This window comes from Anaerozeibacter quisquiliarum (assembly GCF_051162045.1).
Taxonomy (GTDB): Bacteria; Bacillota; Clostridia; order Christensenellales; family Aristaeellaceae; genus Anaerozeibacter; species Anaerozeibacter quisquiliarum.
The window spans coordinates 35,174-59,667 of record NZ_JBISDI010000024.1 but is presented as its reverse complement, the minus strand read 5'-3'; the positions used below and the strand labels follow the sequence as shown (position 1 = coordinate 59,667).

The 24,494-nt window shown below is 62.9% G+C and carries 21 protein-coding genes and 1 riboswitch; of the genes, 2 read left to right on the top strand and 19 right to left on the bottom strand.

What is annotated here, in order from left to right:
* Window positions 1-185: 185 nt before the first annotated feature.
* Window positions 186-2,495 (bottom strand): anaerobic ribonucleoside triphosphate reductase, encoded by a 2,310-nt coding sequence (locus tag ACH6CV_RS11680; protein ID WP_456358374.1) that lies wholly within the window; start codon window positions 2,493-2,495, stop codon window positions 186-188.
* A 260-nt stretch (window positions 2,496-2,755) separates the two neighbouring features.
* Here ACH6CV_RS11680 and ACH6CV_RS11675 point away from each other — a divergent pair, with 260 nt between their 5' ends.
* On the top strand, window positions 2,756-4,054 hold the full coding sequence (locus ACH6CV_RS11675) for an FAD-dependent thymidylate synthase (RefSeq protein WP_456358373.1): 1,299 nt from the start codon (window positions 2,756-2,758) through the stop codon (window positions 4,052-4,054).
* 42 nt (window positions 4,055-4,096) lie between these two features.
* Here ACH6CV_RS11675 and ACH6CV_RS11670 read toward each other — a convergent pair whose 3' ends face one another.
* The 10 genes from ACH6CV_RS11670 to yfbR all read right to left on the bottom strand — a co-directional run bounded on the left by ACH6CV_RS11670 (window position 4,097) and on the right by yfbR (window position 15,175).
* Entirely contained in the window at window positions 4,097-4,606 is a 510-nt protein-coding gene (locus tag ACH6CV_RS11670) for a hypothetical protein (protein WP_456358372.1), read from the bottom strand.
* 160 nt (window positions 4,607-4,766) lie between these two features.
* The gene (locus tag ACH6CV_RS11665) at window positions 4,767-5,999 is read right to left on the bottom strand and encodes a S41 family peptidase (RefSeq protein ID WP_456358371.1); all 1,233 of its coding nucleotides are present in this window, start codon (window positions 5,997-5,999) and stop codon (window positions 4,767-4,769) included.
* Window positions 6,000-6,398: 399 nt separating this feature from the next.
* Entirely contained in the window at window positions 6,399-7,475 is a 1,077-nt protein-coding gene (locus tag ACH6CV_RS11660) for a PucR family transcriptional regulator (protein ID WP_456358370.1), read from the bottom strand.
* Between the two features lie 209 nt (window positions 7,476-7,684).
* Window positions 7,685-8,632: a ComEC/Rec2 family competence protein gene (locus tag ACH6CV_RS11655; protein ID WP_456358369.1), complete on the bottom strand. Its 948-nt coding sequence runs from the start codon at window positions 8,630-8,632 to the stop codon at window positions 7,685-7,687.
* A 14-nt stretch (window positions 8,633-8,646) separates the two neighbouring features.
* Window positions 8,647-9,552: a carbohydrate ABC transporter permease gene (locus ACH6CV_RS11650; protein ID WP_456358368.1), complete on the bottom strand. Its 906-nt coding sequence runs from the start codon at window positions 9,550-9,552 to the stop codon at window positions 8,647-8,649.
* 105 nt (window positions 9,553-9,657) lie between these two features.
* Entirely contained in the window at window positions 9,658-10,863 is a 1,206-nt protein-coding gene (locus tag ACH6CV_RS11645) for an extracellular solute-binding protein (protein WP_456358367.1), read from the bottom strand.
* A 109-nt stretch (window positions 10,864-10,972) separates the two neighbouring features.
* Window positions 10,973-11,806: a carbohydrate ABC transporter permease gene (locus tag ACH6CV_RS11640; RefSeq protein WP_456358366.1), complete on the bottom strand. Its 834-nt coding sequence runs from the start codon at window positions 11,804-11,806 to the stop codon at window positions 10,973-10,975.
* 177 nt (window positions 11,807-11,983) lie between these two features.
* On the bottom strand, window positions 11,984-12,973 hold the full coding sequence (locus tag ACH6CV_RS11635) for a LacI family DNA-binding transcriptional regulator (protein WP_456358365.1): 990 nt from the start codon (window positions 12,971-12,973) through the stop codon (window positions 11,984-11,986).
* A gap of 309 nt (window positions 12,974-13,282) precedes the next feature.
* Window positions 13,283-14,404, bottom strand: coding sequence for an ABC transporter ATP-binding protein (locus ACH6CV_RS11630; RefSeq protein WP_456358364.1), 1,122 nt, complete (start codon window positions 14,402-14,404; stop codon window positions 13,283-13,285).
* Window positions 14,405-14,596: 192 nt separating this feature from the next.
* Window positions 14,597-15,175 (bottom strand): 5'-deoxynucleotidase, encoded by a 579-nt coding sequence (gene yfbR, locus ACH6CV_RS11625; RefSeq protein ID WP_456358363.1) that lies wholly within the window; start codon window positions 15,173-15,175, stop codon window positions 14,597-14,599.
* Between the two features lie 336 nt (window positions 15,176-15,511).
* Window positions 15,512-15,612, top strand: a riboswitch (TPP riboswitch).
* A 110-nt stretch (window positions 15,613-15,722) separates the two neighbouring features.
* Here yfbR and thiT point away from each other — a divergent pair.
* Window positions 15,723-16,385, top strand: coding sequence for an energy-coupled thiamine transporter ThiT (thiT, locus tag ACH6CV_RS11620; protein WP_456358362.1), 663 nt, complete (start codon window positions 15,723-15,725; stop codon window positions 16,383-16,385).
* 270 nt (window positions 16,386-16,655) lie between these two features.
* On the opposite strand, the gene ACH6CV_RS11615 is transcribed toward thiT, so the two are convergent.
* From ACH6CV_RS11615 to ACH6CV_RS11580, 8 genes are all read right to left on the bottom strand, one after another.
* A complete protein-coding gene (locus tag ACH6CV_RS11615) occupies window positions 16,656-17,324 on the bottom strand; it encodes a DUF6320 domain-containing protein (protein WP_456358361.1) in 669 nt (222 codons plus the stop codon).
* Between the two features lie 23 nt (window positions 17,325-17,347).
* Complete coding sequence (locus ACH6CV_RS11610; RefSeq protein WP_456358360.1) at window positions 17,348-18,592, bottom strand: hypothetical protein; 1,245 nt, start codon at window positions 18,590-18,592, stop codon at window positions 17,348-17,350.
* A 6-nt stretch (window positions 18,593-18,598) separates the two neighbouring features.
* On the bottom strand, window positions 18,599-19,516 hold the full coding sequence (locus ACH6CV_RS11605) for an alpha/beta hydrolase (protein ID WP_456358380.1): 918 nt from the start codon (window positions 19,514-19,516) through the stop codon (window positions 18,599-18,601).
* 482 nt (window positions 19,517-19,998) lie between these two features.
* Entirely contained in the window at window positions 19,999-20,226 is a 228-nt protein-coding gene (locus tag ACH6CV_RS11600) for a hypothetical protein (protein WP_456358359.1), read from the bottom strand.
* Window positions 20,227-20,297: 71 nt separating this feature from the next.
* On the bottom strand, window positions 20,298-20,624 hold the full coding sequence (locus tag ACH6CV_RS11595; protein WP_456358379.1) for an MGMT family protein: 327 nt from the start codon (window positions 20,622-20,624) through the stop codon (window positions 20,298-20,300).
* Window positions 20,624-22,015: a L,D-transpeptidase family protein gene (locus ACH6CV_RS11590; RefSeq protein ID WP_456358358.1), complete on the bottom strand. Its 1,392-nt coding sequence runs from the start codon at window positions 22,013-22,015 to the stop codon at window positions 20,624-20,626. Before ACH6CV_RS11590 ends, ACH6CV_RS11595 begins: the two co-directional genes overlap by 1 nt.
* Window positions 21,984-23,759 (bottom strand): sensor histidine kinase, encoded by a 1,776-nt coding sequence (locus ACH6CV_RS11585; protein WP_456358357.1) that lies wholly within the window; start codon window positions 23,757-23,759, stop codon window positions 21,984-21,986. Before ACH6CV_RS11585 ends, ACH6CV_RS11590 begins: the two co-directional genes overlap by 32 nt.
* Window positions 23,756-24,457 (bottom strand): response regulator, encoded by a 702-nt coding sequence (locus ACH6CV_RS11580; RefSeq protein ID WP_456358356.1) that lies wholly within the window; start codon window positions 24,455-24,457, stop codon window positions 23,756-23,758. The genes ACH6CV_RS11585 and ACH6CV_RS11580 overlap by 4 nt, the downstream gene beginning before the upstream one ends.
* Between the last annotated feature and the right edge of the window lie 37 nt (window positions 24,458-24,494).

Genomic DNA, 24,494 nt, shown 5'->3' with positions numbered 1-24,494 from the left:
CTTCGGGTCACGCGCATCTGCCTGTGGGTATATGCGCGTGAGTTGGGGACGGGGGAACCGGAATTGATTCCCCGTCGGGGCGCACCCGGCCGCGCCCTTGGGGGGGGAATCCATAGGCACTGGCCAGGCCAGTATCTATGGCTGAACATGGAGGGCCACGGCCCTCCAAACCTCCCAATGAAGGCTCACAGCTGGTGTTTCACCCGCTCCTGCTCCTCATGCCGCTTGGCATTGTTGAAGCGGTCGGTGGTGCCGACGAGGTACCCGGTGATGCGGCGGATGCGCTCGAACTTGTGCTCGTCCTCGCTGCGGCCGCAGTGCGGGCAGCAATCGCCGATCACGCCGTTGAATCCGCACAGCGGGTCGCGGTCTACCGGGTGGTTGATCGAGCCGTAGCCGATGCCGGCCTCCTTCATGACGCGCACGATCTTCTCGAACGCCTCGAGGTTCTGGCTGGCATCGCCGTCGAGCTCCACATAGGAGATGTGCCCGGCGTTGGTCAGCGCGTGGTAAGGCGCCTCGATCCTGATCTTGTCGACCGCCTTGATGGCGAAGTACACCGGTACGTGGAAGCTGTTGGTGTAGTAGTCGCGGTCGGTGACGCCCGGGATCGACCCGAAGCGCTTGCGGTCGATGCGCACGAACCGGCCCGACAGACCTTCGGCCGGGGTGGCGATCAGCGTGTAGTTCATTTGCGCCTTGCGGCTCTCCTCGTCGAGGCGCGCGCGCATGTGCCCGATGATCTCAAGGCCCAAATTCTGCGCCTGCCTACTTTGGCCGTGATGCTCGCCGACCAGCGCGACCAGCGTCTCGGCCAGGCCGATGAAGCCCACCGACAGCGTGCCGTGCTTGAGCACCTCGCGCACCTCGTCGTTCCAGGAAAGCTTCTCGCTGTCCAACCACACGCCCTGGCCCATCAGGAACGGGAAGTTGAGCACGCGCTTGCGCGCCTGGATCTCAAAGCGCTCGTTGAGTTGCTCGATCACCAGGTCGAGCTGGCGGTCGAGCTCCGCGAAGAACCACTCGACGCTGTGATTCGCCCGGATCGCGATGCGGGGCAGGTTGATCGAGGTGAACGACAGGTTGCCCCGGCCGTTGGATATCTGCTGCTCAGGGTCGTGCACATTGCCGATCACGCGTGTGCGGCAACCCATGTAGGCGATCTCGGTCTCCGGGCGGCCGGGCACGTAGTACGGCAGGTTGAACGGCGCGTCCTGGAACGAGAAATTGGGGAACAGCCGCTTGGCCGATACGCGGCAGGCCAGCTGGAACAGATCGTAGTTGGGGTCGCCGGGGTTGAAGCTGATCCCCTCCTTGACCCGGAAGATCTGGATCGGGAAGATCGGCGTCTCTCCGCCGCCGAGCCCCGATTCGGTGGCCAGCAGCAGCTCGCGCATGGCCAGCCGCCCCTCGGGCGAAACATCGAGGCCGTAGTTGATCGAGGAAAACGGCACCTGCGCGCCGGCGCGCGAGTTCATCGTGTTGAGGTTGTGCACCAGCGCCTCCATCGCCTGATAGGTGGCGCGCTCGGTCTCCTGCACCGCCTTCTTATGGGCGAACGCCTGCACGCGCTGCACATCCTCCACGCCCTTTTCGGCGAGCAGCGCCGCCTCCGCCTCTAAGTAGGGCTCGTTCTGCGTGAGCGTAGGGCTAAGAGCGCGCGCTTTGAGCTTGGCGGCGCAGTCCTTGGCGAAGGACTCGGCGTCCGGATCGCCGCACACCAGCTCGAGCGCGCGCGCCATGTTATCCCGATAGCGCTTGGAGAAGGTCTTCTTGACCCCCTCGGCCATCGCGTAGTCGAAGTTGACCACCGATTGGCCGCCGTGCTGATCGTTCTGGTTGGCCTGAATCGCGATGCAGGCCAGCGCCGAGTAGCTGGCGATGTCGTTGGGCTCGCGCAGCACGCCGTGCCCGGTCGAAAAGCCGCCGCTGAACAACTTAATCAGGTCGATCTGGCAGCAAGTGGTGGTCAGCGTCAAAAAGTCCATGTCGTGGATGTGGATGTCGCCTTCCTGGTGCGCGCGGGCATGCTCGGGCTTGAGCACGAACATCTGGTTGAACTGCTTGGCGCCCTCCGCGCCGTACTTGAGCATCGCGCCCATGGCGGTGTCGCCGTTGATGTTGGCGTTCTCGCGCTTGATGTCGGAATCGATGGCGGCGGAAAAGGTGATGTCCTCGTAGATCTGCATCAGGCGCGTGTTCATCTCCCGAGCGCGGCTGCGCTCGGCCCTGTAAAGGATGTAGCTCTTGGCGGTGCGCACGAAGCCGTTCTCGATCAGCACGCGCTCCACCGCGTCCTGCACCCCTTCCACGGTCGGAAGGCCGGAAGATCCGCCGTCCTCGATCACAGCCACTACCTGCGAAGTCAGCTCACGCGCCGTCTGCTTAGCGTTAAGGTTTCCGGTGGCCGAAAACGCCTTCATTATGGCGTCGGTAATCTTGTCTTGATCGAAGGGCATCTGCCGTCCGTCGCGCTTGATGATGGTATCCAGCATGGTGACACTCCCTTTGACTTAAGTCGGCGCAAAAAAAAGCACCCGTCTGCAAATACATTATATGGTGGTCGCTCGGCGCTGTCAACACAATTTCTGGGGTTCGTCGCATTCTGGGGTCGAATTTTACCGGGCGTTCGCCCCGATCCGCCCACCCCGGAAGTGATAAAAATTTTCCCCCAGATTTTTCGTGCAATCGGCCGTTTGGCAGAGTGGACAGCCTTTGATAGAATGAATAGATTGGATATGGGGAGGGATCGCACATGGGTAACGCGCGCATCGTGTCGCAATCGGATCAGGGCCTCAAGGTGTGCGCCGCGGCGGCGCGCATATCGACCACCGAGGGGGGCGCGCTTGGGCTGCTCGAGGGGCGCATGGGCGGCGACCGCGATCGGATGCTGGTCAAGAAGGTGCTGTCCTCCGGCCACAAGTCGCTGATCGAGCACCACGCGCTGACCGTGGCGATGGACTCCGTCAGCGTGCTGGCCGAGCAGTTCCTGATCGAGTCGCGGCTCGTCGCCTTCACGGTCAAGTCGCGCCGATACGTGGATTTCGGCGGCGCGGGATTTTACGTTCCGCCCTCGCTGACTGGCGAGCTGCGCGCGCGCTACGAGTCGGCGATGCGCGACAGGTTTTCGGACTATGCGGCGCTCGTCAAACTGGGCGTGCCACTCGAGGACGCCCGGTTTGTGCTGCCCTACTGCTTTGCCTCGCACTTCTACATGACGCTCAACGCGCGCTCGCTGCTCCAGTTGATCTTTGCGCTGCGCTATGGGCGAGGCAGTGCGTTTGAGGAGTTGCGCGCGCTCGGCGAACAGCTGGCGGCGCAGTTCGAAGCGCTGTACCCCGGCGTGATCGAGGCCGAGCGCGCGCACCATCCGGACGCGCGCCCGGCAAGGCTGGTTGCCGAGCTGCACGCGAGCGCGCCGGCTCAGCCGCGCGTGACGCTGACCGCAGCGCCGGCGGACGCCCCGGCCGCGCTCGAGCGGGCGCTCGATTTCACCGGCCGCTACCGGATGGACGAGCTGCGCGAGCTCACGCGCGACGCCCGCGCGCGCGAGCTCGAGGCGCTCTGCTACACCTTCCTGCTCGAAGGCGTGTCTCAGGCCTGCGTGACCCACTTCGCGCGCCACCGCATGCAGTCGCCGCTGTTCGAGCCGGCGCTGCATACGCTGAACCGGGGACGGTACGTGCTGCCGGAAACGGTCGCCGCGGAGGGCGGCGAGGCGCTCGAACGCTACGAGGTTGCGTTCCGTGCAAACGAACGTACCGCCCGCGCGCTCGGCGAGGACGGCCTGGCCCCCGAATTGCTCAGCTATTTCGCGCTCAGCGGACATACGGCCCGGCTGATGCTGACGATGAATGCGCGGGAGCTTTCGCACTTCATGCGGCTGCGCACCTGTGAGCGCGCGCAGTGGGAGATTCGCGCTTTTTCGCAGGAGATGCTGCGAAAGCTCACCGGTTCCTTCCCCGAATTGTTCCGCTGGTACGGCCCCGGCTGCGCCGTGACCGGTCGATGCCCCGAAGGGCGATTGAGTTGCGGGCGGCCCAAAACATTATAAATGTAGTCTCGCGCCGACAGGGTGGGCGGCCGCAGGCCGCCCCTACGGGGTTCGCCCTTCCCGCCCCTGCCTTAGCCCTATATATCCTCCCACCAGGTACGCCGCCGCGCGCCAGAGTTGGCGCGCAAAGGCGTAGCCGAGCGCGGCGCCCGGCGTCATGGTGCGGGCGTTCAGCAGCGTCAGCGCGGTGCCCAGCGCCATTGCGAGCACGGCGGCCGCCGCGCCGACGACGGCGCGCGCGGCGGGATGGAGCTTTTCCGCCCGTATGTAGCCCTCGGCCATCATCAGGCCGGCGGCAACATACGTAAACGCCATCGCGCCGTCGATCAGGTCGAGCAGCCAGGCAAGCAACACGCCCAGCGCCGCCAGTACAGACGCCGCCTGTCGCCGCCCGCCGCGCACGGCCAGCGCCATCGCCAACGCACCCAGCGCCTCCGCCGCGTAGCCGGCCGCCAGGTTCATCGTTATCCAGCTCACCCGCATCAGCAGCAGCACCGCAACGGTGATCGCGCCGGGCCCGATCAGCGCGCGACCCCATCCCTTCCGTTCCATGCCGTACCTCCTTATACCAACGGAGCACATGAATGAGTCCAAAGCGGCGAAAGATTTTTCGTCCTGCAAGGAGCTGGAGCCGTAGCGGCGCTGCGGTGAGCGGAGAGCGACACGGCAGGACGGAAAAAGATCCGGCGCGACGACGCATTCATGTGCGGTATCAGTATCCTTGCCTTCCGCCCACCAGCGCGTCGTAGGCCGCCTTGAGCTGGCTGTCGCGCACAAGGTTCACGCCCGTGTGCAGCGGCGCTTCGCCGGTCAGCTCGACCTTGATGTCGGGCGCGATGCCCACGCCGTGGATGCTCTTGCCCGACGGCGTGAAGTAGCGCGCCGTGGTCAGCTGCATCCCCGCCCCGTCGGGCTTGAACGTCACCAGCGTCTGTACGATGCCCTTGCCGAAGGTATTCTCTCCCACGATGATCGCGCGGCCGGCATCCTTAAGCGCGCCCGCCAGGATCTCCGACGCGCTGGCCGACATCGAGTTTACCAGCACCGCGATCGGCACGTCCCACAGCGCCGCGTCGGAGAAGTAATCCTCGCGCCGGCCGTCCCGGTCCTGCGTGTAGACGATCAGGCCCTGGCCCATCAGCTGGTCGCAGATGTCCACCACGTCGCTCAGGAGCCCGCCGGGATTCGAGCGCACGTCGATAATCAGCCTCGTTACGCCCGCATCCTTGAGCGCGCGCACCGCCTGCTTGAACCCGCCCACGTCGTCGCCCATGAACTGGTAGATCACGATGTAGCCGACCGAGTCCTCCAGCACCTCATACTGCACCGGGTCGATCCGCACCGCCCGCTTGCCCATGCCGATCGTGAGCAGTTCCTTGCCGCGCCGGATCGTGAGCATGGTCGTCTCGCTTTCGTCGCGCTTGATGCGGCCAATCGCCTCGTCGAGCGCCCGGTCGGTTCTGGCCGACACCTCCTGCTCGTTGACCTTGAGCACCATGTCGCCCGGCAACACCCCGGCCTCGTGGGCGGGCGATCCGTGAAACACGCGCAGCACCACGACGTTGCCGGCCTTGTCGCCCGACAGCAGCAACCCCACGCCCTCGTACAGCCCTTTCGAGTGCTCGACCATCTCGTTCATCTCTTCGGGCGTATAGTAGAAGGTGTAAGGGTCGCCGGCCGAGGCCGCCATGCCGCGCACCGCGCCCAGCACCAGCTCGTCTTCATTCAGCTCCGTATAATAGCGCCCCTTGAGCTCCCGGAACACCTCGTCCAGGCGCTCGTAACGCTCGAGCCGCTCGTATTCCTGCTGCGTGACCCGCATCGCGTCGCCCGCCGAGGGCCCTGGCAGCGCGCCCACCAGCGCCATGGTCACCGCCGAGGACACCCCGGCCACCAGCACAACCATCCACACGACGGCCAAGATCACGATGGTTCGCTTGCGCATGCGCCCGCCTCCACGCCAAAAAATTACGCCTGTCCGGCACGAACAAGGTTATGCCGGATAGCAGGCGCGCATGTTGAGGTTCATCCCCACCGTTCGTCTTCTGCTCTCTAACCGGGAGGGTCTTGGGAGGGTTGGGAGCCTCCCGGAACGACGCGCCCGCCGGCGTGTACGAAGGGCGTGAATGCGATTGCGACCAAGGGAGGCCGCAGCCGTCCTCAATTCGCAATGGTCGCCCCGTGCTCGCTTGATATCCCTCGGCATCGCGTGCCCATTGGGCTGGCGCCCTCCCTTCCTCGCCCACTGGGCGCGGTCGGGCGCGCCCCCGCAGGCCCGACAGGCTAGGCGGCCCCGGGATCCATCTCACGCAAAGACGGCCTCAGCCGGATTCGCGTGACGCGTTTATGCGTACAGTCTGCCGCGATCGTTCGCGTTTTTGCCCAGCAGCATCATCATCTTGAAGGTCACCGCGTCGTCGAACTTGCGCAGATCCAGCCCGATCACGCGCTGCACCTTGTCCAGCCGATACACCAAGGTGTTGCGGTGGATGTAGATTTGACGCGCGGTCTCCGACAGGTTCAGGCTGTTCTCGAAGAATTTCTCGATCGTGTGGATCATCTCCTCGTTGAACAGCCGCGCGGTCTTGCGGTTGAACATCATCTGGTTATACTGGCCGCGCATGTCGACCGACACGTCGGCCAGGAAACGCTCGAGCAGCAGCTTGCGGTAGACGAACACGTATTCCTCCGAGCGGTAGATGCGCCCCACGTCGATGGCGCGGCGCGCCTCGCGGAACGACTCCGACAAAAGCGACAGCTGCTTCTTGGGCTCGCCGATGCCGATGTAGACCGGATGGCTGGTCTCGTTGACGAAGGTGCTCTCGATCGCGAGACCCAGCTGCTCCATCTCCTCGTACTCGCTCTGCTCATCGAGCTGCTTGATGAGCACCACCGTGTGGCGGTCGAGCTCCACCACCGCGTCGCCCGCCTCCTCGGACACCACGTTGCTCAGGATGCCGAGCGCCAGCTCGGTGTCGAGGCTGCCCAGATGCACCACCAGCACCAGTCGGCTCTTGTCGAGCGCGATCGAGTGCTCGAGCGCCAGCGATTCCAGCTCCGCGCCCTCCACCTCGTCGCGCAAAATGCAGCGGTAGCTTTGCTCGCGGTCGGCGTGCGGCAGATCGACCCGGGTGAGCATGTTTATCAGTTCCGCCGACAGAATCGCACAGTTGCCGACGTCGGTCGAATCGCCCGGCAGGCACAAAAACAGCGGCTGCGCGCCCTCGGTGCCGATCAGCGTGAACCCGCCGTACACCAGCGGTTCGGTCGGATTCTGCCGAAGCGCCTCGGGCAGCGTAAACTCGCGGTGGTTGTCCTCCGGCAGGATGACCTGGCCCGAGTTGTCCAGCAGCATCACGTTCATATCGATGCGCGACAAAAGCCGCGCGATTTTGGCGATCACCCGATGGTCTAGATACATAGGAATGCCTCCATGCGCCTCGTCGCCCGCTGAGCGGGGGGGCGAATTTGTGGGTATGGACAAGTTGGCCCTACAATATATAGTATATGCCACCAAGGGCTCGCTGACAAGGAAAATTGTGCAAACTGGAGAAATTTCATACAAATATAACCCGGAGGCGATCGTCGGATGCGATGTACCGGAACGCCTGCGGGTGTGAAATGCCTATCCTACTGATAATCGCCGCTGATCTCTACCCCGGAACCGATGTCAAAAGTCAATGCCCGGTGGGGCGGTACGCCCTCTCCCTCCGGACAGTCGGAAAACCAGCAGCGGACGCCACTGCGGCGCAACAGGGCCAGCACATCCGGGTGGCCGCTGTTATAGCGGCGGTCGCTGGACGCGCAACATACGGCGTGGCGCGGCGCGATCGCCTCCAGTAGCTCGGGCGTTACGCTGTCCTTCTGTCCGTGGTGGCCCAGCTTGAACAAATCCGCCCGCAGCTCAGTCTCCAGCCCCCCGTAGCCCATGTTGTTGGTATCCCCCGGCAGCAGGAGCCTGGTGCCTCGGTAGTTCAATGACAACATCACGCTATAATTGTTCATGTCGGCGTCAATCGCGGCCAGCCGCCGCTCTTTCTCGCGGGAATCCGGCTGGTGGTATACATCCCGAAGCCTCCGGGCCAGGTCGGCGGCGCGGTCGTCGCCCGGCCCCAATACCCTGGCCGTCAGCCCCGGGCACAGCTGCGCCGTAAACCCGGCGGAGACGCTGAGGACTTCGCAGCCCCTCTCCGTCAGCCTCCGGCATAGGGTTCGGTAAGCCGACAGCGCCCGAAGAAATTTATCCATAGAGGCGTTTTTTGCCAGATCAGAGGGGAGTTCCTCCATTTCGCGCCAGAAATCCTCCGGCAGAGCCTGCCACATCCGGGCAGGAGGCGCTTCTTCCGTCGCCGCCAACAGCCCGCAGACATGGTCCTCGTGGATGTGGGTGCTCAAGAGCATATCCAGCCGCCGGATACCCCGCCGCTTGAGATACCCTGCCAGCGTTATCCGCCCGGTGCGGCTGCCCGCGTATTCCGTCGGCTCGGCGCCGCCCCCGTCGATCAACATGGTGAACCCGCCGTCGGAGGGGCACTCTGCCAAAATGGCCTCGCCGTAGCCCACATTGACAAATGTCAATTTCATATGCTCCATTATCTGATCGCCTTTTTGATGTAGAAGCCGGACAGAATCAAGACCAGCAGCGTCATCACGATGGCGCCGGCGCTGCCGAACCCAAACTTCAGGTTCTTGATGCCGTAGTTGTACAGGAACTGGGTGATGGATGAGGTGGTGCCCGCCGGGCCGCCGCCGGTGAGGATGTTGATCTTCTCGAAGAGGCGGAAGGTGTCGATGGTGCGCAGCAACGCGCAAAGGGCAATGCCGCTTCTGATGTTGGGAATCGTGACATAGAAGAACTGCTGAACGACGCCCGCGCCGTCGATGCGGGCGGCTTCGTACTGACTCTCCGATACGGATTGCAGGGACGCGTAGAGCAGCAGAAACACAAAGGGCGTGTTTTGCCAGACATCGATGACCAAGATGGTACCGAAGGCCGTGCGGGTATCCATGAACCAGTTGAACACCGGCAGGTTCACCGCGCCGAGCGCCTGATTCACGATACCGTAGTTGGAGGAGAGCATCATCTTCCAACTCAGGGCCACCGTCACGGCGGGCAGCAGATACGGCAGCAGCAGCAGCGTGCGCATGATCTTCTGCCCCCAGCGCAAACCTTTTACAAAAACCGCCTCCAGCAAGCCCAGCACCATCTCAAAAGCCACCGCCAGCAGGGTGAACCGGATGGTGTTCAGAACCGCCTGGTGGAAATATGCGTTGCGAAAAAGAGAGAGGTAGCTTTTCAGAAAGACGAAGTTCGCCGAGTCGGGGCCTTTCAGATAATTGTAATCAGTAAAGCTATACAGGAATGTGAAGACCAGAGGATACGCCGTCAGAATCCCCATAACCGCCAGCGCCGGGGCGATCATCAGGCGGGGAAAAGTTTTCTCACCCAATCGGGGGGAGCTTCCGGCGCTTTTCTTCGCCGTAAGTTTTCGTTCCATAGAATTGCCCCCTCTCAAAATGCACAATCAAAACCCTTATTCGATGGGATACGGTTCCCCCGCAGGGGCGGCGATTAGCCGCCCCTGCGCGAGCTGCGTGCCTCGTTAAGCCAGCAAGGCTTCCGCTTCGGATTGTGCGTCCTTCAGACCCTGATCGATGTCCTTGGTGCCCTGAATGATGTTGTCCATTTCGGTGCCCAAAATGGTGGTGAACTCGTTCCATTGCTCGATCACGGGGCGATACACACCGGACTGGAGGGCGTTGCAAACGATCTCCAGATGCGGGAATTTGGCCAGAACGTCCTTGTTTTGCAGGGAGCTGAACCGGCAGGGCACGCCGCCGTTGTCGATGGAGGCCAACTGTACCTCGGGGCTCATGATGTACGTAAGCAGCTTGAGGGCGAGTTCCTTGTTCTGGCTGTTATTGGGGATGCCCACGGTCCACACGCCGTACATGGAGGTTTTCTTGTCGCTGTCGGCGTCGCTCAGCTTGGTGGGGATTACGGTGTAGCTGGCGTTGCTGTCGGCCTTGGGGACATACCAGCCGGGCCATCCCTGACCCAGCGCCGCGTCGCCGTTGTCGATGGCGGCTACGATGTCGTCCTTGTCCTTGGTGTCGCCCAGCTTATACAGCTTAAGATACGCCTCCATGGCGGCCTTGAACTCGGGCGTGTCGACGGTGGGCTTGTTGTCCGCGTCGACAAGCCAGCCGCCTTGGGACAGCAGGTGGGGGATAAAGTCGGAGACGATGTTGTCCGGGGAGCCTCCGCGAATCAGGAAGCCATCCTTACCGGCGGCGTTGGCGGCTTGGGCTACCTTTTCGAGCCCTTCCCAGGTCGTAAGGCTCTCCACGGTAGCGCCCGCGTCGGCCAGCAGTTGCTTGTTGTACAGCATGACGGTTACGTTGCCGAAATAGGGGGCCAGGAAAATGTCGTCGCCCACCTTGCATATCGTGGTGGTCTCGGGGATGATGTCGTCGTCGAAGCTGTAGCCGAGCTCGGACAGATTGGTCAGCACGTTATAGGCGGTGAACTCCGCCATCCAGGAGCCGTCCACCATGCACAGATCATAAGCGCCTTGGCTGTTCACCGCGTCCAGGGCGATCTTGCTGTGCAGGTCGTCAAAGGCAAGTTCCAGCACTTCGCACTTCACGTTGTTCTGCGCCTCAAAATCGGGGAGTCCGGCCTTAATCGCTTCGGCGTAGTTCCCGCCCCGCAGAATCAGGGTCAGCTTGGCGGGCTCGGCGGCGGCAGTGGCGGCCAGAGAAAGGGCCATGGCGAGCGCGAGGGCAAGGGCAAATAACTTCTTCATGATTCTCCTCCTCATATATATAGAGTCCGTACCCGAGGTAGCCTGGACAACTTGCATCGGGCACACTGCAAGCATTGGATGGGGGCCGGGCGGAGATCACCTCCTTGGGCTATTCTTTTACAGCACCGCTGGATAAACCGCTGATTAGATAGTTCTGCGCAAAGATCACAAACAGGGCGATGGGGATGACGGAAATCACGCCGCCGGAAGCCACCAGACCGAAGTTGGTAAGGTTATCCTCCGTATTCAGCACCGCCAGGGCCAGGGGAACCGTGTAATTGGCGGGCGTTTGCACGAAGATGATGCTGTAGGTATATTCGTTCCACGCGTACATGAACGACAGCATGGCGATGGCCGCCACGCCGGGGGCCACCAAGGGCAGGACAATTCTCCGGAAGAGCTGCCACTCCGTGGCCCCGTCGATCTGGGCGCTCTCCTCAATGTCCTCGGGCAGATCCTGAAAGAAGCCGATCATGAACCATATGGTCAGGGGGATGTTAATCAGTACGCAGGCCAGAGCGGGAGGGAGCTTGGTGTTCAGCACGCCCATCTTGGAAAACATGGTATACAGGGGGATGGTGAACGCCACCGGAGGCAGAATCCGCACCAGCAGCACCCAGTAGGTCAGGGGCTTTTTCATCCCGAAGCGGAACCTGTGCCGGGCGATGACGTACGCCGCGCACAGGCCGAACGCCAGGGAGAGCACCAGCGATATGCCGGTGACCTCAAGGCTGTTCAGGATGGCCCGGCCAAACCCTTTATCCGTAAACAGCCGGGAGAAATGCTCCCCTGTCAGCGTATGGGGCACGACGGAAATATGACCCGTCATCTCACTGGTGGGCCGGATGGCCATCGCCGCCAGCCAATAGATGGGAAACAGGGTGATAACCAGCAGAATAATCGCCGTCAATCCGCGAAGGACGATCCCGACTTTTTTCTTCATATTTCCTCCTCAGCCCCAGGTAGGCGCCGATTGATTCGGACCCTCATGGCGTAGGGATCTTTCACCCGATTGTTCCTGAAAAATGCGCAGACGCGGCAGCGCTACGTCAGGCGTTTCGCAGGAACGAGCGGGCGAAAAAGCGCCCGCCAGCCGGCGTCAGAATAGATCGGCGGCTCCCTATGTCGTTCCCCGGATGACCAGTTCCGCAGGCAGGATGGTGGTCGGCTCCGTCAGTTCCTCCCCCTTAAGCAGGGCGGTGAGCCGCTCCACGCAGAGCCTCCCCATCCGATGGCGGTGGGTGTGTACGGAGGTCATCTCCGGCTCCAGCATCGTACACAGCGCAGAGTCGTCGTAGCCAACCACCGCCAGTTCTTCCGGCACCTTGACCTTAAGCCGCGCCGCGGCCTTCAGCGTTCCGGAGGCAATGACATCGTTGGAGGCGAAGATTGCCGAGGGCCGCCGGGATCCGGTCAGCAGCTCCGTGGCCGCCCGGGTGGCGCTCTCCACGTCAGGGCTGCACATCTTCACGCTTTGGGAATCCACCGGGATTCCCTTCTGGCGCATGGCCTTCAAAAACGCGTTGTAGCGCTCGCTGCTGATGTAGGGGGAGAGTCGGCCGGCAAGCATGGCAATCCGGGTGTGCCCCCGATCCCACAGATGCTCCACAATCTGTCGGACGCCGCCCTCCTCGTCCGATAGGACGCAGGGCAGGTCCAGCCCGGGAATCCGGCTGTTGACCAGCACCACCGCGATATGCTGGTTCTGGAATTCCAAGACCATGTCCGCCTGGGCGTTGCCGCCGAGAATCACGCCCTCGATCTGCTTGCGCTGGGCCGTGCCGGCTGTCGTCTTCCACGCGTCAGCCGTGGAAATCAGCAGTTGATAGTCCGTCTTGTTGGTTTCCTGCATGATTCCGTCGCAAATTCCGGCGTAGAATTCATCCAGAATGGTGGCGCGCTGCTTGCAGATGAGGAACGCGATTTTATCGGTCCTCTGCTTGGCCATGGCTCTGGCGATGGCGTTGGGGTGGTAATGCAAGACCTCGGCGGCCTCCAGCACCCTGCGCCGGGTTCCTTCCCGCACCCGCTCCGGATCGGAAAATACACGGGAAACCGTAGCCGTGGAGACCCCCGAGAGTCTTGACACGTCATAAATGGTCGAATTCAATGGTTTTTCTCCGCTTCTTCCAAATGTAAGTGGTTACATTACGTTTCAAAAAAAACATCCCCGCTCCCCCGAATCAAATTTCTTATGTATGCAGGGTATCATGAAAGCCACAAAAAATCAACCACGAAAGCGGGATTCTTATGAATTCGTTGATATGCCATAAAATCAATCATCTATTTTATCCAGAAAGTCACCAACAGCCTCGAGGATGTAAGGGGTTTCATTCCGGAATCATGTATGCCCCGGCAGGGAAAAGCCCCGAAAACACTGAGTTTTCGGGGCTCTGGCCGGCGGATTCACGCGACCGCGTCAGCGGTTCAGAATGGTGGCCTCGGTGTTGGCGTCAAAGAAGTGCAGCCGGTTGGCGTCAAACGCCACGCGGATCTTATCGCCGGTGCGCGAGGTCGTGCGCGGGTCAACGCGGGCGACGACGTTGCCGTCCTTGCCGGAGGTCTTGAGGTACAGGTAGGTCTCCGAACCCATCAGCTCCACAATTTCGACGGCCACGTCGATCGCGGTATCGGGCGAGGCGGCGAGGAAGGAGTCGTCGTCGTGAATGTTCTCGGGGCGGATGCCCATGATGACTTCCTTGCCGATGTAGCTGTCGGAGTTGAACTTTTGAAGCTTGCCCGCCGGGATCTTGATGCGGTTGTCCGCGAACACCGCATAGACGCCGTCCGCTTCCTTCGCCAAGCGCACCTTGAAGAAGTTCATCTGCGGCGTGCCGATGAAGCCGGCCACGAACTGATTGACCGGGAAGTCGTACAGGTTCTGCGGGGTATCCACCTGCTGCACGAAGCCGTCCTTCATGACTACGATCCGCGAGCCCATCGTCATGGCCTCGGTCTGGTCGTGGGTGACGTAGATGAAGGTGGTCTGCAGGCGCTGGTGGAGCTTGGTGATCTCGGTTCTCATCTGCACGCGCAGCTTGGCGTCGAGGTTCGACAGCGGCTCGTCCATCAGGAACACCTTGGGCTCGCGCACGATGGCGCGCCCGAGCGCCACGCGCTGGCGCTGACCGCCCGACAGGGCCTTGGGCTTGCGGCCCAGCAGGTGCTCGATGTCCAGGATCTTGGCGGCCTCGCGCACGCGGCGCTCAATCTCCTGCTTGGGGGTCTTGCGCAGTTTGAGGCCGAAGGCCATGTTGTCAAACACGGTCATGTGCGGATAGAGCGCGTAGTTTTGGAACACCATCGCGATGTCGCGGTCCTTGGGCGCGACGTCGTTGACCAAGCGGTCGCCGATGAACAGCTCGCCCTCGGAAATCTCCTCGAGGCCGGCCACCATGCGCAGCGTGGTCGACTTGCCGCAGCCGGACGGCCCGACCAGCACGACGAACTCCTTGTCCTCGATGTCCAGCGTAAAGTCGCTCACCGCGGTGACGCCGCCCTGATAGACCTTGTAGATGTGCTTCAGAGACAGACTCGCCATTGATCTTCCTCCTTAACGTCGCCTTGCAAATCCAACACCGACATTCGGTAATATGAAAATTATAACGACAAAGGGCCGAAATATCCAGCCCCTATACTTCACAAATATTTTGTTTTTTGTTTGGCATTATGGTATACTCCGCCCTCCCTCGGTATCATTATCGATAATGAAATCCAAGAAATCTATCGGTTTTCAGTTCAGCGCATCCAATGACAACAAGAAACTCGGGGTAAACTCACGCATAAAGTCAGAAACCTCGGGAAGGCCGGTCGCCTCAATTTCCTCGAGCAAGTGCTTTTGTGCGCGCACAAACTCGTCGTTGCCGTAGCCCAGTTCCTCAAGGCACTTCAAATAGGCCGATATCTTGTCGGCGGCCTTGACGAGTTTCCAGACCTCGCTGCCCTCATCCGGAAAAAGCAACGGTTCGAATGCGCCGCGCAGATCGCCCGGCAGGTAGGTGAGCAGCTGTTCGCTTGCCATGCGCTCGATGTCCTTGAAGGCGCGCTTGATGCCGGGGTTGAAGTACTTGATCGGCGCGGCCAGGTCGCCGGTGATTACCTCGCCCGCCTCGTGGTAGATCGAAAGCGTCACCACCTCGCCCGGATCGATGCTGCCGCCGTAGCGGGTGTTGCGCAGCACCGCCAGCGCGTGGGCGATCATCGCCACCATCAGCGAATGCTCCTGGTCGTTCTCCTCGCGCGTGTTGCGCCGAAGTCCCCAGCGTTTAATCAGCTTCATCCGGGCCATATAGGCGAAAAAATGGTTGGACATGCTTCCTCCTTTCGTCGGTCACGCGAATCCTGCTGCCGGAATCGATTCCCCGTCGGGACGCGCCCGACCGCGCCCAGTGGGCGAGGAAGAGGGCGCCAGTCCAATGAGCAAGCGAGCATCCACGCCGGATGGCGTGGGGCGACCATCGCGAATTGAGCGAGGGCAAGCGCGCCCTCTGGGGGAATCCACAGGCGCCGGCAGAGCCGGCACCTACGATTGAACGCGGAACCCCGGCCCTCTCCTCCAAACCTCCCGGGGAAGGTATGCGGGCAGTTACCGCGCAGTTTTCAAAATCCCCCTTGACAGCCCGGCTCGCTCGACCTACAATGGGGGTGCAAGTACCGCTGGGGGCGCCGCAAGGCTGAGATGAGCGAAGGCTCGGTCCCTTGGAACCTGAAGTGGGTAATCCCACCGTAGGGAAGCGGAGGCCGAGCGGGCGCGTCCCGCGGAGCGCCGTTTCCCGCATGTCCGAATGGGCATGCGGGCATTTTTACCCATTATACCGCCCGAAGCGGCAGTTGTAAACACATTACGGGAGGATACCGATATGAACGAATGGTTTGCGGGCGCCGTCAAGAAACTCATGGAAGTGCACTGGTACGCTTGGGCGATCGTGGCTGCGCTGCTGGCGGCAGGCGTAGCGCTGCTGGCTTCCGGCCGCAAGAAACAGAATTGGAGCAGCCGCCAACTGGCCGTCGCCGCGATGTGTATCGCGCTATCGTTCGTGCTGTCGGGCATCCGGCTGTACCGGGTGCCCCAGGGCGGCTCGGTGACCCCGCTGTCGATGCTGCCGCTGATTGCCTTTGCGCTGGCCTACGGCCCGGCGGCGGGCGCGCTGGCCGGCTGCGCCTACGGGCTGCTGCAGCTGATCCAGGATCCCTACGTCATCCATCCGGTGCAGCTGCTGCTCGACTACCCGCTGGCGTTCGGCGCGCTGGCGCTGGGCGCGATCGCCCGGTACCTGCCCCTGCCCAAGTGGTCCAAGCTACCGCTCGCCGTGGTGCTGGCCTCGCTCGGGCGCTACGCGATGGCGGTGCTGTCGGGTATGATATTCTTCGCCTCGAACGCCCCGGTGGGCCAGAGCGTACTGTGGTACTCGCTGGGCTACAACCTCACCTACCTGGGCCCGGACGCGCTGCTGTGCTTCGCCATGGCCTTCGTGCCCGGTATCGTCCGCGCCGTCGATCTGATGGAGAGGGAGCGCCCCTGACCGCGCAAGACGGATGCGCAAGCCCCGATTGAACTTGCGGCAGGGCCTTTTGACGACGTTCGGGGCGGTCTGCGGTCATGACGGCGGGGCGCTTCGAAGGGCAGAGACACGACACTTTGACCGACAAGCCGCTAAGCGAAAGCGAGGCGGCTTTTTTACGATTCGCCGCGATGGCGGCGGGCATGAGATCCGCAGCGCGGGCGGATGGCGAGAAGCGCGACCGGCCCGTCGCCTCTACTCCCCCACCGGCCGCCCAACCCCTTTCGTTTCTTACAGATGCGTTCTGCGCTGGATTTCCGCCCACAGCGACTTGCCTTCAAAGAAGAGCAGGAAGGCCAGGAAGATGAGCGAACTGACGAAACAGAGCGCGGAGGGGATGATGACGCGCACGCTGCCCGTCAGGATCAGCACGAACGAGATGATGCCCAGCGCGCAGTCCAGCCCCAAATACAGGATGTAGTCCTGGATGTGGAGCTTTCGGATTTTGGCCACCACCGTCATGGCGATCATCGCGCAGATGCATAGGATGGGCAGCACATAATCCACGGACCAGCCGTGATAGCCTGTGAACCGATCCCAAAGATACGCGATCAGCGACATGATGGTCACCTGCCACAGGATGGCCTTGGGCAAGTTGCGCCGCTTTTTCAGCGCCACGCCCAAATCGGTCCACAGACTGGCAACGCCCGCCGCGACAAACAGTGACCACATGCCGCCGGAGGGAAGGATCAGGTTGATCGCGGCGCACACGGCGGCCAAACAGACCGTGCCGAACGCGATCCATTGCAGCAGCCTCCTGTGGGCGCTTGGGCCGCTCTTGGGCAGGTCCGGAAACGCGCGTCCGGATCCGTCGGGCGTGCCGGTCAGCGCGCCTTGGCACAGCGGGCAGGCGGACGGTGTGCCGGGCAGGCCGATATTGCAGTGCTCACAGCGCAGCATGGGGACTCCTCCTCTCGGCGTCGTTATGGAAGATTGGAAATCACCTGCACGTCGATGCCCAGCGATGTCAACCTGCGGAAGAACCGCCGCTGCACCGCCGTGTCCATCAATGGAGACGACATGCTGATGGCCAGCGTGTCGCCAAAGGAGCACACGCACACCTGCGGGCGCTTGGCGCTGAAGTATACGCCGAACATGCGGATGTATCGGGCGTCCTCTTCGGGCATGACGACGCGGCCCACATTGGAGAATCCGGCGGTGTCGCCGCGGTCTGAGCGCAGCCCGGCGAGCCGGAGGATCGGGATCTTCAGTTGCAGCGGAATCGCCTTGATAAACGGATTGTTCTCGATGGCGGAGTAGCGGCTGATCGCGATGCTGAGGTTATCCCGGCTCAACTGCCGCTCAAACGACTCGCGCACGATGTCGAGCACCCGTTCGAAGTCCGGAATCTCCTTGCAGGCGTCAATCTTTACCAGCATCAGGCCGAAAAAGTTGCGCGCGGTCTGCGCGGGGAAGAACCTGCGAAGGTCCACGGGCACGGTGATCACGATGGGGCGCTGGCGGTCGCGCACAGCCATGCCATCGAGGATGGCGCAGATCAGGTGCGCCACCAGGAACTCGCTCAGCGAGGCCCGATGCTCATGCGCCCTGTCCAACGCGGCCCGCGCGGACATGAGGCCCTCCGTGATTGACAGAGCGTTGCGCGGGTATCTTTCGCCGCGAATGCGGTAGGCCTTGCAGTGGTCCTGCTTGGGGATGGCGCCGGACTTGTCGTAATACTGATAGAAAGCGTCTTGATCCACCTGATCCCGCGCGGGCTCGTCATCCGCCAGATGTCCGGTCAGGCCGTGCTTCAACGCCAGGTAATGATGGATCATGCCGCGTAAGAACCGCAGCGCGCCGGACCCGTCGGCCAGCGAGTGAAACACCTCAAGGTTGATCCGCTGCCCGAAATAGGACACGCGGAACAGCAGCCCATGCCGATCCACATTGTACAGGGGGCTGCACACGGGCAGGCACTCCTCCTGCACCTGCGCTCGGATGTCACTGTCCTCGAAGTAATACCAAAACAAGCCCTTTTTGAGCACGGAGCGATACAAGGGAAACGCGTCCACCGCCCTTTCCAGCGCGCGCTGCAGCGTGTCCTTGTCGACCGGCTCGTTCAAGACGCAAACCAGGCGGAACACCTTTGTGCTTCGCCTGGAGCTCGTCGGCGGAAATATCTTCGCGGCGTTGTCCAGCCGGCTCCACGACTTGTGCTGTCCCATAGGGGTCTACTCCCTTTCCAGGAATGTGTTGATGATGTCGAGCGTCTGCCGCACAGACTTGAAGCTGGGCGGCAGCATCATGAACGAGTGCAGCGCATCCATGATGCGCGCGATCTCCACGTCATTGCCCGCGGCGCGCAACCGTTCGCCATAGGCTTCGCCCTCGTCGCGCAGCGGGCAGTACTCAGCCGTGACGATCAGCGTACGCGGTTGGCCTCTGAGGTCCGGCGCCAGCAGCGGCGAGCAGTACGGGTCAAGCAGGTCCTCCGGCGAACGGATATACAGATCGATAAAGCCCTCGATCCGCTTGGAGGTCAGCAAAAAGTCGGTGCCGTTGTCGCGAATGGACGCGAAGGGGGACGCCTCGCTGTGATCCCCGTAGGTGGACGGATAGAGCAGGATCTGCCGCCGGGGCAGAAACTCGCCGCGATCCCGCGCCATGAGCGACACGACGGCCGCCAGGTTGCCGCCCGCGCTGTCTCCGATCAGCGTGATGCCGTCCGGATCCACGCCCGGCGCGCCACCCATAAAGAATTCCCGCGCCACATGATAGCAGTCCTCCGGTGCGGTTGGGAATTTGTATTCCGGCGCCAGGCGGTAATCCACACTGGCCACGAGCTGGCCGGTCGCCCTTGCCAGATCCACGCACAGCCCAGTGTAGTTGTCAATGCCGCCCGTCACCCAGCCGCCGCCGTGAAAGAACAGCAGCATCCGTGCATTGACCACGCCCGGCGGCGCAAACAGCCGAACCGGAATCACGCGGTCGCCCAGATGCACGGGCCGGTTCCAGATTTGGAAATCGCCCGGATGGCCGCGCAACCGCACGGCCAGCTGTTCGATCCGCCGCTCCATTTTGTAACTGCGTTTCACATCCGGCTCGAGCGCCGTGATCGCCCTCAACGCCGCACGCATGATCCTGCTTATGGCCAATGACAGCCCTCCTGTGTTGCCGGTTGCTCGGCCTATGATGGGCGGAACAGGAGCTTTGCCCATCCCAATCGTGTGCGCAAGCCCAAGCCTCGGCAGCTATAGTATAGCACAACCGGCGCGTCTGAACAAATAGCCTGTTGCGCAGGCTCGCCTAAAACAGAGCTTGTTTGGCTGGAACTGCGCGAACAGATGTAGTAAAGAAAGTGCGGTGTCCGGTCAAAAAGCGGATTCGCGTTGATGGGAATATTCGGTCTAAGAATCGTTTGCCGGGACGCATCGTGTTCTTGAATCGACGGTGGGGTGCCGAGACGTTGAGGCTATATACCGAGCTTTTTCAGCATTCCGCTCTCAGTGCACAGACCCCTCAAGCAGTTTTTACGCGGTACTTTGATCTTGGGTTTATCCGATTCCGCCCCGTCGGGGCGAGGCGCGCAGGGCTGCGCGCCCCTCAACCTCAGCGGCGCGGCCCGTCCCTTTTACATGAGGTCGGCCCCGCTGTCGGTCTCGTCTTCAAACATCGGCCGGTATTGGGGCAACTTCAGCGCGCTTCGCGCCGCCTCGTTGGCAAAACCGCTCAGCTCCTCGCGGGTCTCGATGCACGCGGCGCTTTGCCGCGCCTGATCCTGAATGAACATCGGCAACGAATCAAAAAACGCGCGCGCCTCGCGATCGCGCGTAAGCAGTTCGCCCAGCGAATCGGGCATGGGATCATCTCCTTTGATCCCAGTTTCAGCGTTTTGGCGCGCAATATGTATAATGATCGCCGCCAACTTTTTCAATCATGCCGACCCTCCGGCCCGCGCCATTGAAACAGGCGCATGTCCACGCGGCCGTCCTCGGTGAAGGCCACGCCTTCGTCCTCGAGCAGCCGGCGCTGCAGGCCGGGCACGCCGAAGGCATCGCCGGGCGCGGGTGAGCCGTCGGCGCGCACCACGCGGTGGCAGGGCACGTCGGGCATGCGGCAGGCGCGCAGCGCGCCGCCTACCGCGCGCGCGGCGCGCGGATGCCCGGCGAGCAGCGCCAGTTGTCCGTAGCTGGCTACCTTGCCGGGCGGAATCAGGCGCGCCAGCGCGTAGACGCGCTCCGATAGCGCCGCTCGCATCACCCGATCACCTCGACCAGTGTGCGCCGCGGGCATGTCTCGTAGATCAGCCGCGCGTCCTCCTCGGACAGCAGTATGCCGCCCCAGTCGGCCGTCCCGTCCGGCGTACCTTCGTATCCGGCCGGCGGCGCGCCGTTTTCGGCGTCGTAGGGGATCGAGTGGATCATCAGCGCCCCGTCCAGCACAAAGGGGTAACGCACCCACCGCCCCTCGCCGAGCTTCATCCGGGGCTCGTCGGCCGGGCCGGTCAGCGCGGCGTATTCGCCCGCGGCTGCCTGCGGCCCGATCGCGCACCGCATCGTGCGCTTGAGCACGCCGTAGCGGCCCTTCTTGCCCAGCGCGTACACCTTGAGCGTGCGCTCGCCCAAATCGATCACCAGCTTGTAGGGCTTGACCGGTTCGAGCGCGTCCGCGCCGTAGAGCGCTTCCAGCGTTTCCAGATCCGCCTCGCCGGTAGCCTTCAGGCCGTTGCGCTTTTGGAACGCCGCGACCGCCTTCGCCGTGCCCGCGCCGTAGCCGCCGTCCGGCCTGCCTGTGAGATAGCAAAGCGCGATCAGCCGACGCTGCAGCCTGTACACCTGCTGCCCGCCGTCGCCCTGTTTGAACGCCACGGGGGCCAGTTCGAAATCGTCCGCGAACAGCAATTCCTGCACGAGCGGATCGGCCATGCCGTTGAGCTCGCCCTCGCGCAGCGCCCGCTCGAGCGACTGATGGCGGCCCGCGGTCTGCACATAGGTCTGAAATGCCTTGACGCCCAGCACGGTGCCCGCGCCGTACTGGCCGTCGGGCAGCGCGATCGTGAAGCCCAACTGCGCCAGGCGCTGTTGCAGCGCGAGCACCCGCTCGCCCTTCATCCCCTTGATGAGCGCCGGCCAGGCGGCCGCCGGCGCTTCGGGCGCAAACAGGCGCCGCTGGGTATCCGCGTCGGCAACACCTGAGAGCGACAATCCGGTCGCGCGCTGAAACAGCATGACCGCGCGCGCCGTGCCCGCGCCGTATTGCCCGTCGGCCTGGTCGGCGGAAAAGGACAACGCGCGCAACCGACGCTGCACGCGCTCTACCATTTCCCCGTTGTTGCCCGGCCCGACCGGGGCCCCGACGAGCGGCACCTCGCCCGCGACCAGCGCCCGGGCCAGTTCGTCGCCCTCGCGCGCCGAACCCGCCTGCGCGGCGTACGCCGCCAGGCGTTCCATCGCCTTGCGGGTCTTGGGCCCGTCTATGCCGTCGGCCGCGCCCTCGAGAAAGCCGCCCTCGATCAGCTTTTGCTGCACCGAGCGCAGTTCGTCCGCAGACAGCGCCCGCGCCGGCATGCACAGGGCCGCCAGCAGCAACGCCAGCAGCACGGCGCAGCCGAAACCGCTATTCGCCCTGTGTATCCAGCTGTCTTTCAACCTGACTCTCCTCCGCCTCCGTCGCGCGGGGCAGCGTGACCAGGAACTCGGTGCCCTCGCCCACCTTGGAATGCACTTCGATCATGCCGCCCATCGATTTGACGATATGCTTGACGATCGACAGCCCCAGACCCGTGCCGCCCATCGAGCGTGACCGGCCCTTGTCCACCCGGTAGAAGCGCTCGAACAGCCGGGGCGTATCCTCCTCGGGGATGCCGATGCCGGTGTCGGCGATCGACAGGTTCACGGTATCGGGCGCGTTAAACAGCGACACGGTTACCGAGCCGCCGCGCTTGTTGTACTTGATCGCGTTTTCGATCAGGTTAATCAGCATCTGCTCCACCCGATCGGGGTTGCCCAGCACGTAACTGGGCTCGGCGGTATGGCCCACGTTCACCGCAGCCTGCTTCTCCGCCGCCAGAATGCGCAGCATGTCGGCCACATCGTCCACCATCTCATCCAGGCGGATGCGTTCGCGGGGCGCGGCATCCGAGCCCGACTCCATCTTGGACACCACGAGGATGTCGTTAATCAGCCGGGTCAATCGGTCGGCCTCCAGCATAATGATGCGCAGGAACTTTTGCGCCATCTCCGGCTTCTCGATCGCGCCGTTTTGCAGCGTTTCAACGAAGCCCTTGATCGAGGTCAGCGGCGTCTTGAGCTCGTGGGACACGTTGGCGGCAAAGTCGGTGCGCACCTGCTCGAGCCTTCGAAGCTCCGTGATGTCCTCGACCAACGCCACCGCGCCCACAGTCCTGCTGTCCTCCTGCATCGGCGACACGTACAGCCGGATCGGGCGCATGCCGCGCCCGGTGCGGCTGCGCACCGCCACCTCACTGGTGTACACGCCGTCCTGCTTCATCGCCTCGGTCAGCGCGGTGTCGAGCTTGACATCCTTGCTGGCCAGCTGGATCGGCATGCCCTCGGCCGAGCCGCCGATGCCCAGCAACTGCTTGGCCACGGGCGTCACCAGCATGACGTTCAGATCCTGATCGACGGCCAGGATCCCGCTCTGCATCCGGTTGATGACCGCGCCCAGCGCCTGGTTGCGCGTCTTCTGCCGGAACACCTCGTGCTGCAGCCGCCCGATCACTTCGTTGAAGCGCGCCACCTGCTCGATCGAGTCGCCGGGCGCGCCGGTGATGCGGCTGTCATACTGCCCTTCGGAAAAGTCCTCGAGCGTGCGCAACACGCCGCTCACCAGCCGGTTGGTGCGCGCGTTGGCCATGCGCAGCAGCGCGTAGTTGACCCAAGCCACCGCCAACGCCAGCAGCGAGAGCTCCGGCGCGCGCCGATCAATCGCGCTCCAGATCGTGTAGGCCGCGTGGGACACGCACAGGAAGCTGCCGCTGGGCAGCTTTTGCGCCGCGTACAGCCATTCGCCGCCGGCCAGCGGGTTGTTGCGCACGAACGTGCGCGTACCCCCCGATGCCGCCGTCCGCTCGGACGCGGTCAGCGTGTCGGCGATTTGGGGGCGGTTGGTGTACAGCGTCACGCCGCCTTCCGAGTACAGCGTGAGCGTCATGCCCTCGCCTGCGTCCACTTGCTTGAGAAACCCGATTCCCTCTTCATCGGCAAATGCCGCGCTGTCCAGCTGATTTGCGGACAGGCGGCATATGAGGGCGATCTCGTCGAGCTTTTCGCGATTCAGCGTGCCGCGGGCGTTGCCCGCGACCACGCCGAGGAAGGTAATGCAGAGCAGCAGGTTCAGCGTGGTCGCAATGATTGCAACCCTTTTCTTCACAGACGATTCTCCTGCCGATCGTTGAACTTGTAACCGACGCCGCGAATGGTCTCGATGTAGTGCGCGTCGTCGCCGAGCTTCTGGCGGATGTGGCGGATGTGCACGTCGACGGTGCGCGTCTCGCCGTAGAACTCATAGCCCCAGATGCGGTCGAGCAGGAAGTCGCGCGTGAGCACCTTGCCGCGGCTGATGACCAAGAGTTTGAGCAACTCGAACTCCTTGAGCGTCAGCGACAGCTTCTCGCCGTTGCGGAAGGCCTCGTAATTGCCCACGTCGATGGTCAGGCTGCCCACGTGCAGGATGCCCTCTTCTTCGCTCTGCGGCGCGGCGCGGCGCAGCAGCGCCTTGACGCGGGCGATCAGCTCGCGCACGCTGAAGGGCTTGGTGATGTAATCGTCCGCGCCCAGCTCGAGGCCCAGAATCTTGTCCACCTCGTCGCCCTTGGCTGTCAGCATGATGATCGGGATGTCCGCCGTGGTGGGCGCGCCCTTAAGCCGGCGGCACACTTCCATACCATCGATGCCCGGCAGCATAATGTCCAGCAGCACCAGTGCGGGCCGCTCGTGAGCGCACACGACCAACGCGTCCTCCCCGGTCGCGGCGGTCACCACACGATAGCCTGACGCCTCAAGATTGAACGACAGCAGCTCAAGGATATGGGCCTCGTCATCGACCGCAAGAATCAGTTCGTTTGCCATGCTCGTCTCTCCTTTTCAATATACAATGTGCTTCAAA